Here is a 14,981-nt window from a genome sequence, read left to right as displayed (position 1 = left end):
CAGGATAAATTTAAATATGTAAAAATAGGGGGATATCTCCCCCTAATCTTTGATGATTATTTTTCCAATTTGTAATACTCGTAAATTTGATCCAGCATAGTATTCGCAGCTATATAGCCGCCGCCCATATTCCACGGCACTTCGTCTACGATCGTTACCTGACCGTTTTTAACGGCATCGAGATTTTTCCATAAAGGATGGTTTGTCCATTCGTCATAAGTTTTTTGTATCATCGCTGCATCAGGGCTGTGCCCATCGGCATTAAAAACAAAGAATACATCCGCATTCATCGATGGAATGCTTTCCTTGTCTGTTAACTTGAGCACCACGTTTCCTTCATCGGCTGCTTTCTGTTGAATTTCAGATCGTACAAAACCTAGTTCACTTAAAATATCGCCCGCGAAACCTGTAACATAGATTCTGGCATGATCAGATCTGAAGTTAAGCACAGAAGCTTCAACAGGCCATTTAGCGCCTAATTTTGCGGATATTTTAGCTTTAAAGTCGGCCGTTCTTTGATTCCATTGTTCAAGCAATTCATCAGCCTTCGCTTCCAGATTGGCCGCTTGCCCAATCAACTCAACGGTATCCTTAAATTTATAAACCGTTTCATGCGTTACTGTAGGAGCGATTTCGGAAAGCTGTTGGTACACTTTTTCGTTACGGAGCTTGGAAGCGATAATCAAATCAGGTTTCAGCTTGGCAATCTCCTCTAAGTTTGGCTGAGTCTCCAAACCAACAATAGCCGCATCCTTCAACTCGTCTCTTAAGTATTCATACATAGGCTGTTGCGTCCAAGATTCTACTACACCCACAGGTATAATACCTAAAGCTACCGCTGCATCTGTTGCGCCTTGGTATAAAGTCACGATTCGTTGAGGAGTGCCCTCAATCTTTGTTTCCCCCATAGCATGTTTAATGATACGAACATCTGGCTTTGCAGCTTCCGACTGATTACCGGCATTTTCCGATCGCCCTCCACAACCGGCGGCAAGAACCATTAACAACAAGAAACAACTTAATACAATTAATGACCTCTTCATTTTATCCAGTCTCCCCTATTCCACTGTATTTCTGAGATTATCTAACTGATAATCATTATCAATTCTGATGTAATGATAATCATTATCAATGAATGTGTCAATATGATTTAGTATTAGAAATTCCTAGCGTCCATGAACATCGTTATGCGTTGAAGCTCGTGGAATCCCTGTTTCCCCTAACGTAAAAAGGCCGTCGAGACTTTCTCGACAGCCTGACCCGCTCTGGGAGCGGGTTTTATATAGATTTGAAACATGCCCTAGTTACCGCCGATTCCCGCCCACTGCTCTGCTTCTTCCGGGAAATCGATAAACGGGTTGCGGTTGCCCTGCAGCTCGAATATCGCCAGATTTCGATGGAGTTCATACAGCGAAACCGGAAACCTGCGGTGCCATTCCAGCAGCAGCGTTTCATCGGCATGGCCGCTGTCGATAACGCCGGGATAGCGCAGCAGGAAATAAAGGGTTGCGCGGGCGACAATGCCTTTCCCGTATTCAGGCTCAAATCGGTCGTCCTCCTGCTTGCCGCAGCCCGCTATTACATCCTGTGCACTCACTTCCGGCGTATAATCCAAAAAGTCATAATACGGATGATTCCCTCTCCGGCTGTTGCAGCCTGGCTCGCAGGCAAACAGATGATGCAGGTCGCCCCGCATCGGCTCTTGCTTCCCGAACCATGACTGCGGCACGACATGCTCGCAGTTTAGCAGACTCTCTCCCGCCAGGCTTACCACATCCTCCACTTCCGCAGCGGCAGCGTCCTGCTGCATCTCAGGCTGCTCTTCCAGTACACCGCCGCCGGGTTCCGAAGGTGTGTCGTTCGCACCCTTGCCCGGACGGACCGCCGCTTCGAGCAGCCGAATATCCGCTTCAATCGCTTCAAGCGGGGACATGCCCCGGCCGGAATACAAGCTTTTAAGCTGCCCATCCTCTTGCAGATCGACCCACGGATAGACATAGCGGTAAGGCTTATAAGGCAGCCGGTTGTCATGAGTCCGCTCCAGGAGCTGCTGGAGTTCATTTCTATTCATGACGCCGCTGCTGTAGTACCTTTTTTTCAGCTCGTTGTCCCGTATTTCGTCGTAGTACGGACGCTCGCCGGTCATCGCGAGGTGTATTTTCCTGGCCGTGTCCAGCTCAAGCGCCAGCTTCTGCATCATTCGCGTCATGGACTTAACACCTTCGCGACGACAGCAGGCGTAAAGACTTTGGCCAGTTCCTCCTGAGCCGTCAAGTACAGCAGTCCGTTGCCCTCCAGCCGCGGCGAGTTGCCAAGCGGGATCGTCCGCTTGATCAGCTGCGCATACAGCTCGGTTTCGTTCAGGTCACGGCCGAAGCTCTCGCTTGCGATCCGCTTGATCAGCGCTAACGCACCCGATACGTGCGGCGTCGCCATGGAGGTGCCGCTGAGCGTCGCGTAGCTTTTGTTCAGATAGGTTGATAGAATTCCCGCGCCCGGCGCGACAAGGTCCACTTCATTGTTCGAATTCGTGAAATTAGTCGAGTTCCGCTGCAAATCGACAGCGCCCACGCTGATGACTTCGTTATAGGAGCCGGGATAGCCGAATTCATCGGTAGCGTAATTGCCGTCGCCCTCGTTCCCCGCCGCGCAGACTACCAAAATATTCGCCGCCACTGCCCGCTTAATCGCCGCATGCATCTCCGGCACATCCTCCGGTCCGCCGAGCGACATCGAGATGATATCCGCCTTTTGCTCAACTGCGTAATTGATGCCGTCTATAATCCACTTGTATTGGCCTGAGCCATCCTTGTTCAGAACCTTCAGGATCAGCAGGCTCGCCTCCGGCGCGACACCGACCACACCGGTACCATTGCTAATCGCCGCAATCGTGCCGGCTACATGCGTGCCGTGCCCGTTGTAATCCACAAATACGTCCGGGCTGCCGTTGTCATCATCGGTAAAATTCCGCCCACCGGCAATCCGCCCCTTCAAATCCGGATGCGAAACCTCGCACCCCGTATCCAGAATGGCTACCTTAATCCCTTCGCCCCTTGTCTGACTCCATACCGCCGGAGCCTGAATCATCTCAATGCCCTTCGGAATTTCGCTTACCTGCTCAACCTGCGCATCAATCCGATAAGGAAAAAGCTTGATTTTTCGTTGTTCCATTTTCTCTCCTCCTCCAGAGTAAAAATGAAATGCACCCTCCAAATAAACCTTAATATATTAATTTTAGTATTTTTTGGAGGAATCTATTATAACATCTATTCTTCGGAGTCCTCAATAGACAGGAACACTAGTTCTTAATTTGTCCACAGTTTAGCGGAACATCCCAAATTAAAAGGGAGGCAAAAAGGAATGACGGTGCTGCCTTTATCGGAAGGTAATATTTCACACACCACCTCGTTTATCCTTTTTCATACCTATTTACGCAAACAAAAAAGACACCCAGTTTCACGTTCCTCCGGTGCCTTTAACGGTAATTTTATGACTTATATCAAAGTATCTTCACCTTAACTTGTATTCCTCTTGATCACCAAGCCGGATCATTAGCCCCAGCTAAGACTTCGATCATCATCGCCGCCCCAAGCTTGAACCCGCACGTAAACGAGGCTGCCATGTCCATCCCTTGAACCTGGTGATATAAATCCGCCAAAGCCTCAAGGTCATTAAAATCATCTTCGGAAAGCTTCTTTTTCCAAGTTTCCATAGATTCGGATTTCTGTTAAGCTCCTCGCCACTAGCGATTATTTAGGGCAAAATCGTCACTGTTTGCTTCCAGCAAACCTATGAAAACCCGGGTATAAAAGGGGTGAGGGCGTTTCTAAGATAGAAAGTGATTAATTTGATTTATACTTATGAAGCAGCGACAGACTTGAAAATACTTTTTAAGTCTATCGCTGCTTCTTTGTACTACGTAAAGCGTTCATAACAGGGCCGCCATTGACTTGTATACTGTAATCGTTCTCGCTTAAAATAGAAGATTTATTCCTCTTATACTCATCGATTAAAGTAAATTTCCCTTCTGAACAAAATACTTAACGCCCCTTCTGGGCATTGCCTTCCGGCTGCGAGTTCCATTACTCTCTCCCCATCAAGCTCCAGTCATAGAGGCGCCGCGCCTTCGGCAATGTGAGCCGTGAAGCCGGTCCGTCCGATTGCGATGTCGCTTGCAAGCACATGGCTGTCCGGATAATCCCCGCCGTTCTGATGTCGGAACGGAATGGGCTCCTCCTCGAATAGGCGCTCGAGACGCAAGCGCCAGGCTGCCATCGCCGCGTCTATGTCGGCTGCCGTCATGCGATCGGTTCCGTAGACGGCATGGGTAGGTAACACATCCATTCCAGGGTAGAAGAGGATGCCGTGAGTAATGGGGAACAGCAATTGCTCCAGCGGTCCATTGATTCCTCGCGGCGAATAATCCTTCTCGGGCCCTCCGGCAGCCACGGACAGCATAGCCCGCTTCCCCTTTAGAATGCCATCGCCGTAGCGATAGCGATTCCCTTCGCCCTTAAAGCCATATGCGAAACCAAAAGCGAATACCCGTTCTACCCAACCTTTGAGAATAGCCGGCATGCTGAACCACCACAGAGGAAACTGCAAGATCACCGCGTCGGCAGCAAGAAGCTTCTGTTGCTCCAATGCGACGTCTGCCGTTTGACGGCCAGTCGAATAGGCGTGCGCTGACTCTTTAATAAAGGATAATCGTTCTGGATTGGCTCGATCCGGGAAGTCGCGCCCATCGAACACGGCCTTCCAGTCCATTCCGTACAGATCGGACAACATGACTTCGTGCCCCTGCTCCTGAAGTGTTTGCATAGCCGTCTCAACGAACTGGCTAGTTAACGAAGTGGGCTCGGGGTGCGCATAAACAATCAATACCTTCTTTGACATGACTCCACTCTCCCTTTGTATTGGCTTACGACGCTTTATTAAGTGCCGTATGAGTGTTATATTAAGATGTATATTGAATTTAGAAAAGTACGCATAATTTTATAATATAGTATTAAAAATCAAACTAATGGAGGGTCATGGCTATGGGAGATCGCAAAAACAAGCTCAAAGCGAAAGTGGAAGTGTGTCCTGTCGAAACAACTTTGGATGTCATCGGGGGCAAATGGAAAGCGATCATTCTGTTTCATCTTATCGATGGCCCGAAGAGATTCAATGAATTCCGGCGCCTCTATCCGGGAATATCGCAATTTATGCTTACTTTGCAGCTCCGCGAGCTTGAACGGGATGGCATTATTCACCGCGAAGTTTATAAACAGGTGCCCCCTAAAGTGGAATACTCGCTGACTGAATTCGGAGTGACGTTGAAGCCGATCATCCTTGATATGAAGAAGTGGGGAATAACCTACAAGAACAGAGTTGACGATATACGGCTGCAAACGGCAGTGCAGGAGAAAGGGGAGAAAGAAGACCAATAAACGAAACCCGGAGAAATCTGGACAAAACAAAAAAGAAGCCTTGAATACCAAGGCTTCTCGGGGTTGTATAAGTGGTGCGGACGAGAGGACTCGAACCTCCACGGGGGGTTAGCCCACTGGAACCTGAATCCAGCGCGTCTGCCAATTCCGCCACGTCCGCATAGGTGTTGCTTGTTCGCTTCAAGGCTGGTGCCTTCGAAGACGAAAAGGGTTATTATAGATTGCAGTCGGCGCCGTGTAAAGACCATTTCGTTTTTGCTTATTTTTGTTCCAAAATGGATTTCGTCCCCATTCTGCCAAACCTTCATAGCCGAATTTATTAGCTTTCCCCCATAGGTTTCCCATTTTCCATTTCAATTGATCACCTTTACTACTGCTTACAAAGGTCTGACGAAAGTCCTTGTTCACTTGCAAAACGGGGATGGACATCAGCGCAAGTCAACTCCTCACCAGAGAATCTAATCCACACGTAGTCATCATATAGCACACCATGTGTTTGTTTTACTATATCGGTAGGTACATACTCCCGCAGTCCTAATGATTGCAACACTTTTTCAATATGATGCCGAGAACGTGGTAGACATCGAGACTCGAAGTAGTCCAGCACATCACCAACAAGCACTTTTTGCTTACCGGGAAAAGGTAAAAAAACAGGCGTCACCTCGTTATCTTGCCAAACATCAACAGTTTGATTCGTGTAGTCCAGTTTAACTTTAGCAATTACCTGATCATGCTCTAACACCTCAAACTGAAGAGGAGGAGAGATGAACATATTAAGATTCTTCATGTGCAGCCTCCTACAAATAGGATAACTCAACTACAACCTATGATATTATTCGACACTATTATATCATTTCCCAGCCTGTTTATTCTCTTGGTACTTCCAAGTCCACATATCATAAGTATGTTTAGCCCATTCATAGACACTCCAATCTGATTTCCCTCCTTGCACGGAGCCAAGTCTTTCTTGCTCTTCTTTGGTTTTAGGAGCTTCCACTCCTTTTAGCTATTTCCCATCCGACTATTTTTCGGGAGTAACGTTTCGTTACCGATTTCTCCTGACTCAATTTGATCGCTCCATTCACTTTGATGCCTTCTCTTTATATTAATCTTTGAGTAAGAGATGGATTAGTTTAGGTCCTAATTTTAAATTCACGGCATTGCTTTTATCCTTCCTAAAACGTTAATCATTTTTCTATTATATCATATGAACAAAATATATACATTTTGTTTACTTTGTACTTCATGAGTGATATGATAATAACATCTTGAACCGAAGGGGATGAAAATGCAGTTAAGGCAAGATAGAGGGGAATGTTAATTAGAAATCACAACAAATTTAGAAGGGAAGATAAAGCTTTATGGATTTAAATTTAAGTGGAAAACGTGCACTAATAACAGGGTCAAGTAGTGGACTTGGGATCACAATGGCAAAAATGCTGGCTGCTGAGGGAGCAAGTGTGGTCGTTCATGGTCGTGATAAAGCTCGAACTGAAGCGGTGGTTGAATCTATTAAGGCTGATGGCGGATCTGCTGTTGCTGCCCTTGGTGATTTAACGACAGATGCGGGAGCGGATCAAGTAGCGAAAGCAGCCTTGGCAGACGGACCCGTTCATATTTTGGTTAATAATGCAGGGTTTTATCGTCATCTAAACTGGATGGAAGCTACGGCAAATGAATGGTCCGAAACTTACAATGTCAATGTGGTTTCTGGGGTCCGTATGATTCAACGACTACTGCCCCAAATGCGTGAACAGAATTGGGGGAGAATCATAACTATTGGTGGTGGTCTTGCGCTTCAACCTATGAATACCCATCCCCAATATAATGCAACCCTCGCGGCAAGACACAATCTTGCGGTATCCCTTGCTCGCGAGCTTAAAGGTACCCGAATTACTTCAAATATCGTCTCGCCTGGCGCTATTTTAGTTGATGCGGTTAAGGAACTCGTGGAGAATATCGGTCCTTCTCGTGGATGGGGAGAAACCTGGGATGAGATTCAACACAATGCTGTAGAATCCTTAATTCCTAATGACCGTGGACAGTTTGGATACCCGGAAGAAATTGCTGCTGCTGTGGCATACCTGTGCAGTGACTATGCTGAGTATTTAAGCGGATCTACTATTCGGATAGATGGAGGCTTTATCCGAGGGGCTTTCTAAATATAAAAGATGTCTGAGTTAAATAAAAACAAATGGAGTTGATAACATGTCCAAGGTTTGGCTAATTACGGGGAGTTCACGAGGTTTTGGCTGGGAACTTACAAAGGCAGTGCTAGCAAAAGGCCATAGGGTTGTAGCTACGGCTCGGCGTCATGAACAACTCGAGTCTTTAAAATCCGAATATGGCGATCAGGTTCGAATTTTTTCACTGGATGTGACGGAGCGAGAAGCTGCCCAGGCAGCTGTAAAGTTGGCTATTGATGAGTTTGGAACTCTTGATGTCGTTGTGAATAATGCAGGTTATGCAAATAGTTCACCCATCGAAGAAATGACCGATGATGACTTTCGGGCGCAAATTGAAACAAACTTGTTTGGTGTCGTGAATGTAACAAAAGCAGCGTTACCTATTTTCCGTAAACAGCGCAACGGCTATTTTATTCAATTTTCCTCGATTGGAGGACGTGTTGGTGGAACCCCTGGTATGGGGGCATATCAAACGGCAAAATATGCTGTGGAAGGATTTTCAGAGGTATTAAACAATGAGGTGAAGCCCTTTGGTGTTAAGGTCACTCTTATTGAACCCGGGGCATTTCGTACCGATTGGCAAGGATCATCTATGATTAGAGCGCAAGTAGGTCCGGATTACGAACCGACGGTAGGTGCAATAAACAAAATGAGAGAAGAAACAGATGGTAAGCAGCCCGGCGATCCTGCCCGTGCAGCTGAAATCATTATAAAACTAACAGACGAGGAGGAACCTCCGCTTCGCCTTATACTGGGAGCGGCGGCACTCGAGAGTGCCCTGAAATCTTCGAAAGAACGCACCTTGGAAGCTGAGAAATGGGCAGATGTAAGCAGGTCGTCCGATTTCCCGGCTGATTGATAAATAACCACAGAATCACTTTAAGGAGAAGGACAAAACAACACCTTTAGGTTGCACTATAGCTTTATTTTTTACGGCTTTATTAACTGTTGTAGTTATTCTTTTGCTCCTTAAAAAACAAAAGCCGGTACGTCAGAAGGTACCAGCGTGAGACATTCCATACCGAAAAAGATATTATTGTGTAGTGACAATCGATATTAATCAATAGAGAAAAGAGGGATCTTCAACAAAATGTTGAGATCCCTTTTCCATATGACCGGTTAGAATGAAAAAAGTCATAAAAGACACAGGATTCAGTCTATTTATGACTTTTTTTATGACTACTTAAACTTGTAATGTCCGATTAAACTTTTCAACTATATGATCAATGATCGGATGTATTTTAGAATCATCAACGATGCTAACCTTTTCCGCTTTAAATAATTGAACTTTTTTAAATTGATAGTAATCATACAACACTTGTTGAATGGATATTTGATTATAAAGCAAATACTTAACATTAAGTATCTCCCGAAGCAATATATCATCTTGAAGTAAAATGAATTTCTCATTAATTTGATTAAAAATACCTTTGTCTTTTCCGTATTGATAAAACTTTAGTGTTTGCTGCTCACGTTTGGATAAAGCGCCTTTTAAGCGGTCATATAAATCCGGATAAGCTAATTGAAGGTCTTTTAAAAACACATCAGAGATCTTTCCAACAAGTGATACGGATTGCTCAAATAATTGCTGGAACCATACACCAAAAGACTCTTCATCACTATTCAAATTAGGATCATCTAGTTCTTCAATATAATCAACAAATACACTTACAACGCCTTCAATGACTTCTTGTTTGGAAGTGAAGTGCTTATACATAGTGCCTCTGCTTACATCCATGTTTTTTGCAATATCATCCATCCTTAGGTTTTGAAAACCATCCTTCATTACGGACGAAATAAGTTTTTTAAGTAATTTGATTCTTGTTATCTCCTGCTGGCTTTTTACTTGTTTTTTCATAAAGCATCCTCCCTGAGAACTATCCATTTTATTATACATTAGAAAACCACCAATTTAAACAATTGGTACAAAATATATATTTTAAATCCTTTCTGTATAACAGTTAGTAAATTGAAAGATAGATTCAATGAACTGACGGAAAAAAAAGAGGAGGCCGGTAAACACATAGGGTATCGAACAAGGATTGTTCATATTGGGGATGATATAGAAAGGGCTCCAGGATATTTCTTCGGCTTGGAAAAAGCCGCTCACATTGACAACGTTTCTCCATATACGCGATACGCGGCCTTCATCGAGGAAAGGTTTGCTGCGCCGACCTGGCGTTTATCCGATTTCGGTTCGCCTGCTTCCCTACCGGTCCGATAAGCCACCGCCCGAAAGACAGCTTGCTGAGCAGCTTGGCAAGCGCGATCGAACCCGCCGCCGTTAGCACAAAGGTAAGGACCGCCGCGGGCAGATGGTAGCCGGTAAGCGCAAGCGGCCTGGTGATGAAGCTGATCAGCATCAGAACAAAGGCGTGCGCGAGAAAACCGCCAAAGGAATAAGTACCGATAAAGCGGAAGAGCCTGCACGCTGCTCCTCCCCTCGTCTGCACGATCCGTACAACACCGTACAACAGCATCAGCTGGGTTACGATAAGAACGAAGGTAAACGGTCTCAAGTATCCGGCATAGTTCAGGTTTATGGTTTCCGTGGAATGGTTAAGGATCTCATAACCTTGCCAGATATACAGCGCAATAAATGCAAATCCGAACCAGATAAAGCCATCTTCCACAAAACGCCGCCAGCGCTGGAGTCCTAAGGCGCAAACCGCGCCAAGCAGAAAGTAGAAGATATAAAAAACAAAATAGTACGACCGGTAAGAGAGTACGCTCCCCCAGAACCCGCCCCAATCATCTGCCCAGTCCGGCATCCGGTAACTGGATAACCACATCAGGATGGCGTATAACGCACCCATCACGGCAACGATCATAAACACGCGGCGGAAGGACGCTCCTCCCGGCATCGCTTGAAGTTTTTGGCGCACCTTGTCGATCGCGAGCGTAAACAGCGGGAACAAGAGATAATATTGAAAAATCATTGGAATAAACCACAGATGATAACCGTATGTCGGCAGGAACAACTCATGAAGCAGCGTCCTCGGCCAGTCTGCCGGATTTCCCAGTTGACCGAATGCAACCCCCTGTACGGCGATCCAGTAAATGACCGTCCAGCATACAAACGGTAGGTAAATATCTACCAGCCTTTTTCGAATATAAAGCCAATAGGAAAGCTTGCCATTGTAGTTGTAAAACAGCAGCAGCCCGGAAAGAAACACAAATGTCGGCGTCCCGAAGCGCGTGAAATCAAACAGCATCGCCAGCATGATTGCATCGGACTGCAAAATATCGCTCCGGTAAATATATTCCGCTATGCTGTGCTGCATGGTAATGGCGAGAAACGCAAACGCCCTTAACAAGGTTATTTCTTCTATCCGTTCTTTCTTTTTCGTCGGGAGCAAGTCGGTCTGCGGGGTAACCTGCAAATCCGATGACGTCACTGTACGTTGCGGCATTTGTTGTCCTCCCCCTCATTTCTGGTCTGCTTAACATTAAACGATTCTAACCTATCAATATTAGCAGAAGCTTAAAAGGACGAATTTCCAATAAATAATCACCGCCATAAAAAATCCCCTTCTAGTCCGGATCATTCGAGAGATACAATAAAAAAGAGCCATTCCAGTAGATACTCTGAAATGACTCTTTCTCCGTTAAGTTTACCCCATTTACCGGCCAATCGCATAGCGCAGTTGTACCACGCCGCTGCCGAGAGGCTTGCAGTCCAGCAATTGTACATGTTTATATTGATAGTTATCTTTGTCGATCAGAAGGTTTAACCCCTTACCCTCCATTACAGGCGCCACATTAAAAATCACCTCGTCCACAAGCCCTTGACTTAAAAAGGCATTGTGCAGATCAGCGCCGGCCCCTATGAGAGCGGTTTGATGTCCTTTTTGCTGCAGGTAGTTCAGGGCTTCCTGCGGCGATCTCGCAATCGTTACCCCCGGAAGGTCTCCGGCGTTCCCGGAAACCACTACGACATCTAGATCGGCAAAGGGCCCATCGCCGACACCCCCGTTTTCGAGCATACCCTCGAAAGTCCGGCGTCCGACAATGAAATTTCCTGCTGCTATGGCGTGTGCCGCGAAATCGTCCAGCGCTTCCTTTTTCGGCGGGTTCTCGGGGCTGGACTGCGCATAATTGCCGTTAGCGGTTAATGTCGCCCACAAAGTCGTTTTCATAATCGTACGCCTCCTTATGTTCTTATCCATATTCTTCGGATTGAAGCGGCTACCCGATCCGGCCGATCCTCTTGCACATAGTGTGAGGCATCGTCCAGAATCTCGGTTTCGTTCATCGGTAAATATCTCTGCCATTTGGCCATCTGTTCGGGCGGGAAGCCGGCGCTGTCTTTCGATCCCCATAGAATTTGCGCGGGCAAATCGGACAAGTTCGGCAGTTTCGATTCAATATCAGCGAGCCATGATCGCGCCTTGCGGATCTGCCCGGGAAAGACCCATGTCGGTATCCTGGACTTCGGGGTCGGGAACGGGTCGGTATAAGCTTTTTTCAAGCTGTCCGTAACTTTATCGGTATGGTAAATACCGTGAGGAACAATGACTTTGGCGAAAAAATTGCGCCGTGTCTGAAGCCAGTACCCGAATAGCCGACCTCCCATGGCGAGCGAGAACATTTTCATCGGCAATATTTTTGCAGGCCAGGCCCAGGTGTTCATCACGACGATACCCCGGAGATTTTTCCGGTGCCTTACCGCGTAATTCAAACCAATCGGACCTCCCCAATCCTGAACCACTAATACAAAATCCTTAAGATCCAAGCGGCGGATCAGGTCAAGAATGGCTGCCGATTGCTCTTGCGGCGTAAAGCGATAGCCGGCTGGGGCCTTCGACATGCCGAATCCGGGATAATCCGGAGCGATAAGACGGTATTCCCTGCGCAGCTCTTTGATGACGTTCCGATAAAGATAAGACCACGTCGGATTACCGTGCAAGAGAAGAACCGTCGGTCCTTGCCCTTCATCGATGTAATGAATATAACCGTCACGGTAAGGCAGCCAGCGATCGGTGAATGGATACTCCATCCGGTCCACTTCAAACGGTTTTTCCATTTGCGGTTTCCTCCCCTCCGCCACTCTTTTCAATTTTTTCTCCCCTTGATTCCAATAGTAATCGCAGTGTGGTACATTTGAAAAGTAGTTACAGAAAAGTGCAATAGTTTCAAAAAATGAACTATGGAGGGAAAGCCGTATGATAGATCGATCTTGCCCAGGTGCTATTGAACCTATCCTTGAGATTCTGGATGGAAAGTGGACGCTTTTACTATTACTCGAACTGTTTAGCGGTACCAAACGTTTTGGGGAATTACGCCGTAAGCTGCACCCCATCAGTCCGAAAACGTTGACAGACCGGTTGCGGCTGTTAGAGGATAAGGGAATTGTCACCCGTACGCTTTATCCTGGTGTACCGCTGCACGTCGAATATGAACTTACCGAACGCGGGCAGCGTCTGCAGCCTATTTTTGCCGCGATGTGGGCGTGGGTTCAGGAGAATGGCGTCTGTCCCGGGAAAGAGGCGGAAAATATTAGCCCCGAAGAAGCAGGAAGTCTTTGAATATACAGGAGTTTGTGATGAATACGTAGATCAAAATGTTGAGAAAAAGCAGGAGGCCTTGGGTCCCTGCTTTTTTTCTGCCGCTTCCTCCTATCCTCCCCCAACCCCTCTAATATAATTAAAATCAATAATTATTTATTGTAAAACGATAAATAATGTGTTAAAGTCCTATTTGACAATAAACAAGTGAGGTGCTTTTTATGAAACGGGAGACACTCTTTTTAAAGGTAGCAGTGTTTCTTATTGGATTGCCAATTCTTGCTTTGTGTATATTTGGGTTGCCTGCCATAGCTAAAGAAGCAGCAGAACATTATCCGGCTTATTGGCTTTATCCCCTTTTCACCGTTATGTATGTATCAGCGATACCGTTTTTCATTGCATTGGTTCAGGCTTTTAGACTTTTAAGCTATATTGACAAAAACAACGCTTTCTCGGAATTATCCGTAAGAGCTTTAAAGATTATCAAATACTGTGCAGTCGCAATCAGTATGTTGTATGCGGCAGGCATGCCACTCTTATATCTCATAGCTGAGAAAGACGACGCTCCAGGTCTCATCGTACTCGGAATGGTCATTGTTTTTGCCTCCATTGTGGTTGCGGTCTTTGCTGCCGTTCTTCAAAAGCTATTAAAAAATGCCATAGATATAAAATCAGAAAATGATTTAACGGTCTGAGGTGAAAACAATGGCAATTATAATCAATATTGATGTGATGCTGGCTAAAAGGAAAATGAGCGTTACGGAACTTTCGGAGAGGGTTGGAATCACGATGGCCAATCTTTCGATATTGAAAAATGGAAAGGCAAAGGCGATTCGATTATCCACTTTAGAGGCGATTTGTGTGGCTTTAGCATGTCAACCCGGAGATCTTTTAGAATACCGAAGTGATGAAGATACCGAATAAGCTGGAGACCCAAATCATGAGAGCACTAAAACAACTCGTTCGTTTTGGCTCAGAGCAGGCCCTATCCTGTTTGTTTCCTGTTGTTATTTTTTCCTCTTTGGCTATTACACAAATCCTGCCGCTCCCCTTCCTGCCACGGTATGACTGGCTGCTCATCATCTGCCTTCTTATGCAGTGGTGGATGGTGCGCTCCGGGCTTGAAACACGGGATGAACTAAAGGTGATTACCTTGTTCCACCTGATCGGGCTCGCGCTTGAACTTTTCAAGGTACATATGGGCTCCTGGTCGTATCCGGAGGAAGGCTATTTCAAAATTTTTGGAGTGCCTTTGTATAGCGGATTCATGTACGCAAGCGTAGCTAGTTATCTTTGCCAGGCGTGGAGAAGGTTTAAGGTTGAACTGGTGAAGTGGCCACGGTTTTGGGTAGTTGTACCTCTTGCTGCAGCGATTTATTTGAACTTTTTTACCCACCATTATTGGATGGATATTCGTTGGTGGTTATCCGGACTTGTGATTATCGTCTTTTGTAAGTCTTGGGTCACATATGAGGTTGGTGGAACTCGTTACCGTATGCCGCTCGCGCTTTCTTTTGTGCTTATCGGATTTTTTATATGGATCGCCGAAAATATCGCAACGTTCTTTGGAGCTTGGCAATATCCAAACCAAACCGATGCATGGAGTCTCGTTCATCTGGGAAAGGTGAGTTCATGGCTCTTATTAGTGATTGTTAGCTTTCTTATCGTAGCGGAGTTAAAGCAGGTTAAGGGGAGGAATCCACGGTAGGTACGCCTGCGACAATTTGGCTATAATTTAAGTCCTTACATGTAAAAAACCCGCTCAGAGAGCGGGTTTTTAGTATGGGGAGAGGTGGGGCTAACGCATGTGCAAAGGTAATACCATACAAGCTGCTACGAGTGTAGTGACAGTTTTG

At 46.0% G+C, this 14,981-nt stretch carries 18 protein-coding genes and 1 tRNA gene; 8 read left to right on the top strand and 11 right to left on the bottom strand.

Annotated elements, in window-relative coordinates; translation table 11 throughout:
* Nucleotides 1-56: 56 nt before the first annotated feature.
* From VK70_RS23220 to VK70_RS23210, 3 genes are all read right to left on the bottom strand, one after another.
* Nucleotides 57-1,052 (bottom strand): ABC transporter substrate-binding protein, encoded by a 996-nt coding sequence (locus VK70_RS23220; RefSeq protein WP_179945347.1) that lies wholly within the window; start codon nucleotides 1,050-1,052, stop codon nucleotides 57-59.
* Between the two features lie 248 nt (nucleotides 1,053-1,300).
* Nucleotides 1,301-2,209, bottom strand: coding sequence for an endonuclease I family protein (locus VK70_RS23215; RefSeq protein WP_025697484.1), 909 nt, complete (start codon nucleotides 2,207-2,209; stop codon nucleotides 1,301-1,303).
* Nucleotides 2,206-3,171 carry a S8 family peptidase gene (locus tag VK70_RS23210; RefSeq protein ID WP_025697486.1) on the bottom strand — a complete coding sequence of 322 codons (966 nt, stop codon included), beginning with the start codon at nucleotides 3,169-3,171 and terminating at the stop codon, nucleotides 2,206-2,208. The genes VK70_RS23215 and VK70_RS23210 overlap by 4 nt, the downstream gene beginning before the upstream one ends.
* 189 nt (nucleotides 3,172-3,360) lie before the next feature.
* Between VK70_RS23210 and VK70_RS28450 the strand changes: the two genes are divergently transcribed.
* Nucleotides 3,361-3,519, top strand: coding sequence for a hypothetical protein (locus VK70_RS28450; protein WP_155986945.1), 159 nt, complete (start codon nucleotides 3,361-3,363; stop codon nucleotides 3,517-3,519).
* Nucleotides 3,520-3,535: 16 nt separating this feature from the next.
* On the opposite strand, the gene VK70_RS28445 is transcribed toward VK70_RS28450, so the two are convergent.
* Nucleotides 3,536-3,712, bottom strand: a complete 177-nt coding sequence (locus VK70_RS28445) for a DUF6809 family protein (protein WP_155986946.1) — start codon at nucleotides 3,710-3,712, stop codon at nucleotides 3,536-3,538.
* A gap of 395 nt (nucleotides 3,713-4,107) precedes the next feature.
* Complete coding sequence (locus VK70_RS23200; protein WP_046723803.1) at nucleotides 4,108-4,896, bottom strand: NAD(P)H-dependent oxidoreductase; 789 nt, start codon at nucleotides 4,894-4,896, stop codon at nucleotides 4,108-4,110.
* Nucleotides 4,897-5,039: 143 nt separating this feature from the next.
* On the opposite strand from VK70_RS23200, the gene VK70_RS23195 reads away from it, so the two are divergent.
* Nucleotides 5,040-5,432 (top strand): winged helix-turn-helix transcriptional regulator, encoded by a 393-nt coding sequence (locus VK70_RS23195; RefSeq protein ID WP_025699947.1) that lies wholly within the window; start codon nucleotides 5,040-5,042, stop codon nucleotides 5,430-5,432.
* A 72-nt stretch (nucleotides 5,433-5,504) separates the two neighbouring features.
* Here the strand turns inward: VK70_RS23195 and VK70_RS23190 are convergent.
* Nucleotides 5,505-5,592 (bottom strand) — tRNA-Leu (locus tag VK70_RS23190).
* Between the two features lie 210 nt (nucleotides 5,593-5,802).
* On the bottom strand, nucleotides 5,803-6,219 hold the full coding sequence (locus tag VK70_RS23185; RefSeq protein WP_025699495.1) for a hypothetical protein: 417 nt from the start codon (nucleotides 6,217-6,219) through the stop codon (nucleotides 5,803-5,805).
* Between the two features lie 574 nt (nucleotides 6,220-6,793).
* Between VK70_RS23185 and VK70_RS23180 the strand changes: the two genes are divergently transcribed.
* Nucleotides 6,794-7,594 carry an SDR family NAD(P)-dependent oxidoreductase gene (locus VK70_RS23180; protein ID WP_025699492.1) on the top strand — a complete coding sequence of 267 codons (801 nt, stop codon included), beginning with the start codon at nucleotides 6,794-6,796 and terminating at the stop codon, nucleotides 7,592-7,594.
* Nucleotides 7,595-7,640: 46 nt separating this feature from the next.
* Nucleotides 7,641-8,477, top strand: coding sequence for an oxidoreductase (locus VK70_RS23175; RefSeq protein WP_025699490.1), 837 nt, complete (start codon nucleotides 7,641-7,643; stop codon nucleotides 8,475-8,477).
* A gap of 324 nt (nucleotides 8,478-8,801) precedes the next feature.
* Here VK70_RS23175 and VK70_RS23170 read toward each other — a convergent pair whose 3' ends face one another.
* From VK70_RS23170 to VK70_RS23155, 4 genes are all read right to left on the bottom strand, one after another.
* On the bottom strand, nucleotides 8,802-9,476 hold the full coding sequence (locus tag VK70_RS23170) for a TetR/AcrR family transcriptional regulator (RefSeq protein WP_025699489.1): 675 nt from the start codon (nucleotides 9,474-9,476) through the stop codon (nucleotides 8,802-8,804).
* 289 nt (nucleotides 9,477-9,765) lie between these two features.
* Nucleotides 9,766-11,031, bottom strand: coding sequence for an acyltransferase (locus VK70_RS23165; RefSeq protein ID WP_025699487.1), 1,266 nt, complete (start codon nucleotides 11,029-11,031; stop codon nucleotides 9,766-9,768).
* Nucleotides 11,032-11,241: 210 nt separating this feature from the next.
* Complete coding sequence (locus VK70_RS23160) at nucleotides 11,242-11,757, bottom strand: dihydrofolate reductase family protein (RefSeq protein ID WP_025699485.1); 516 nt, start codon at nucleotides 11,755-11,757, stop codon at nucleotides 11,242-11,244.
* A gap of 14 nt (nucleotides 11,758-11,771) precedes the next feature.
* Nucleotides 11,772-12,644 carry an alpha/beta fold hydrolase gene (locus tag VK70_RS23155; protein ID WP_025699484.1) on the bottom strand — a complete coding sequence of 291 codons (873 nt, stop codon included), beginning with the start codon at nucleotides 12,642-12,644 and terminating at the stop codon, nucleotides 11,772-11,774.
* A 139-nt stretch (nucleotides 12,645-12,783) separates the two neighbouring features.
* Between VK70_RS23155 and VK70_RS23150 the strand changes: the two genes are divergently transcribed.
* The 4 genes from VK70_RS23150 to VK70_RS23135 all read left to right on the top strand — a co-directional run bounded on the left by VK70_RS23150 (nucleotide 12,784) and on the right by VK70_RS23135 (nucleotide 14,833).
* Nucleotides 12,784-13,146 (top strand): winged helix-turn-helix transcriptional regulator, encoded by a 363-nt coding sequence (locus VK70_RS23150; RefSeq protein ID WP_025699482.1) that lies wholly within the window; start codon nucleotides 12,784-12,786, stop codon nucleotides 13,144-13,146.
* Nucleotides 13,147-13,346: 200 nt separating this feature from the next.
* On the top strand, nucleotides 13,347-13,820 hold the full coding sequence (locus VK70_RS23145) for a DUF2975 domain-containing protein (protein WP_025699480.1): 474 nt from the start codon (nucleotides 13,347-13,349) through the stop codon (nucleotides 13,818-13,820).
* Between the two features lie 10 nt (nucleotides 13,821-13,830).
* Nucleotides 13,831-14,049 (top strand): helix-turn-helix domain-containing protein, encoded by a 219-nt coding sequence (locus tag VK70_RS23140; protein WP_025699478.1) that lies wholly within the window; start codon nucleotides 13,831-13,833, stop codon nucleotides 14,047-14,049.
* Nucleotides 14,050-14,065: 16 nt separating this feature from the next.
* On the top strand, nucleotides 14,066-14,833 hold the full coding sequence (locus VK70_RS23135; RefSeq protein ID WP_025699476.1) for a DUF817 domain-containing protein: 768 nt from the start codon (nucleotides 14,066-14,068) through the stop codon (nucleotides 14,831-14,833).
* The last annotated feature ends 148 nt before the right edge of the window (nucleotides 14,834-14,981 follow it).

This window comes from Paenibacillus durus ATCC 35681 (assembly GCF_000993825.1).
Classification (GTDB): Bacteria; Bacillota; Bacilli; order Paenibacillales; family Paenibacillaceae; genus Paenibacillus_AQ; species Paenibacillus_AQ durus_B.
Note: the sequence above shows the minus strand (reverse complement) of the source record. Positions and strands in the feature narration are given on the sequence as shown.

Bases quoted from the DNA above. Each gene is read 5' to 3' on its own strand.
- VK70_RS23215 (WP_025697484.1), bottom strand. From the start codon at position 2,209: ATGACGCGAATGATGCAGAAGCTGGCGCTTGAGCTGGACACGGCCAGG.
- VK70_RS23210 (WP_025697486.1), bottom strand. From the start codon at position 3,171: ATGGAACAACGAAAAATCAAGCTTTTTCCTTATCGGATTGATGCGCAG.
- VK70_RS28450 (WP_155986945.1), top strand. From the start codon at position 3,361: ATGACGGTGCTGCCTTTATCGGAAGGTAATATTTCACACACCACCTCG.
- VK70_RS28445 (WP_155986946.1), bottom strand. From the start codon at position 3,712: ATGGAAACTTGGAAAAAGAAGCTTTCCGAAGATGATTTTAATGACCTT.
- VK70_RS23200 (WP_046723803.1), bottom strand. From the start codon at position 4,896: ATGTCAAAGAAGGTATTGATTGTTTATGCGCACCCCGAGCCCACTTCG.
- VK70_RS23195 (WP_025699947.1), top strand. From the start codon at position 5,040: ATGGGAGATCGCAAAAACAAGCTCAAAGCGAAAGTGGAAGTGTGTCCT.
- VK70_RS23185 (WP_025699495.1), bottom strand. From the start codon at position 6,219: ATGAAGAATCTTAATATGTTCATCTCTCCTCCTCTTCAGTTTGAGGTG.
- VK70_RS23180 (WP_025699492.1), top strand. From the start codon at position 6,794: ATGGATTTAAATTTAAGTGGAAAACGTGCACTAATAACAGGGTCAAGT.
- VK70_RS23175 (WP_025699490.1), top strand. From the start codon at position 7,641: ATGTCCAAGGTTTGGCTAATTACGGGGAGTTCACGAGGTTTTGGCTGG.
- VK70_RS23170 (WP_025699489.1), bottom strand. From the start codon at position 9,476: ATGAAAAAACAAGTAAAAAGCCAGCAGGAGATAACAAGAATCAAATTA.
- VK70_RS23165 (WP_025699487.1), bottom strand. From the start codon at position 11,031: ATGCCGCAACGTACAGTGACGTCATCGGATTTGCAGGTTACCCCGCAG.
- VK70_RS23160 (WP_025699485.1), bottom strand. From the start codon at position 11,757: ATGAAAACGACTTTGTGGGCGACATTAACCGCTAACGGCAATTATGCG.
- VK70_RS23155 (WP_025699484.1), bottom strand. From the start codon at position 12,644: ATGGAAAAACCGTTTGAAGTGGACCGGATGGAGTATCCATTCACCGAT.
- VK70_RS23150 (WP_025699482.1), top strand. From the start codon at position 12,784: ATGATAGATCGATCTTGCCCAGGTGCTATTGAACCTATCCTTGAGATT.
- VK70_RS23145 (WP_025699480.1), top strand. From the start codon at position 13,347: ATGAAACGGGAGACACTCTTTTTAAAGGTAGCAGTGTTTCTTATTGGA.
- VK70_RS23140 (WP_025699478.1), top strand. From the start codon at position 13,831: ATGGCAATTATAATCAATATTGATGTGATGCTGGCTAAAAGGAAAATG.
- VK70_RS23135 (WP_025699476.1), top strand. From the start codon at position 14,066: ATGAGAGCACTAAAACAACTCGTTCGTTTTGGCTCAGAGCAGGCCCTA.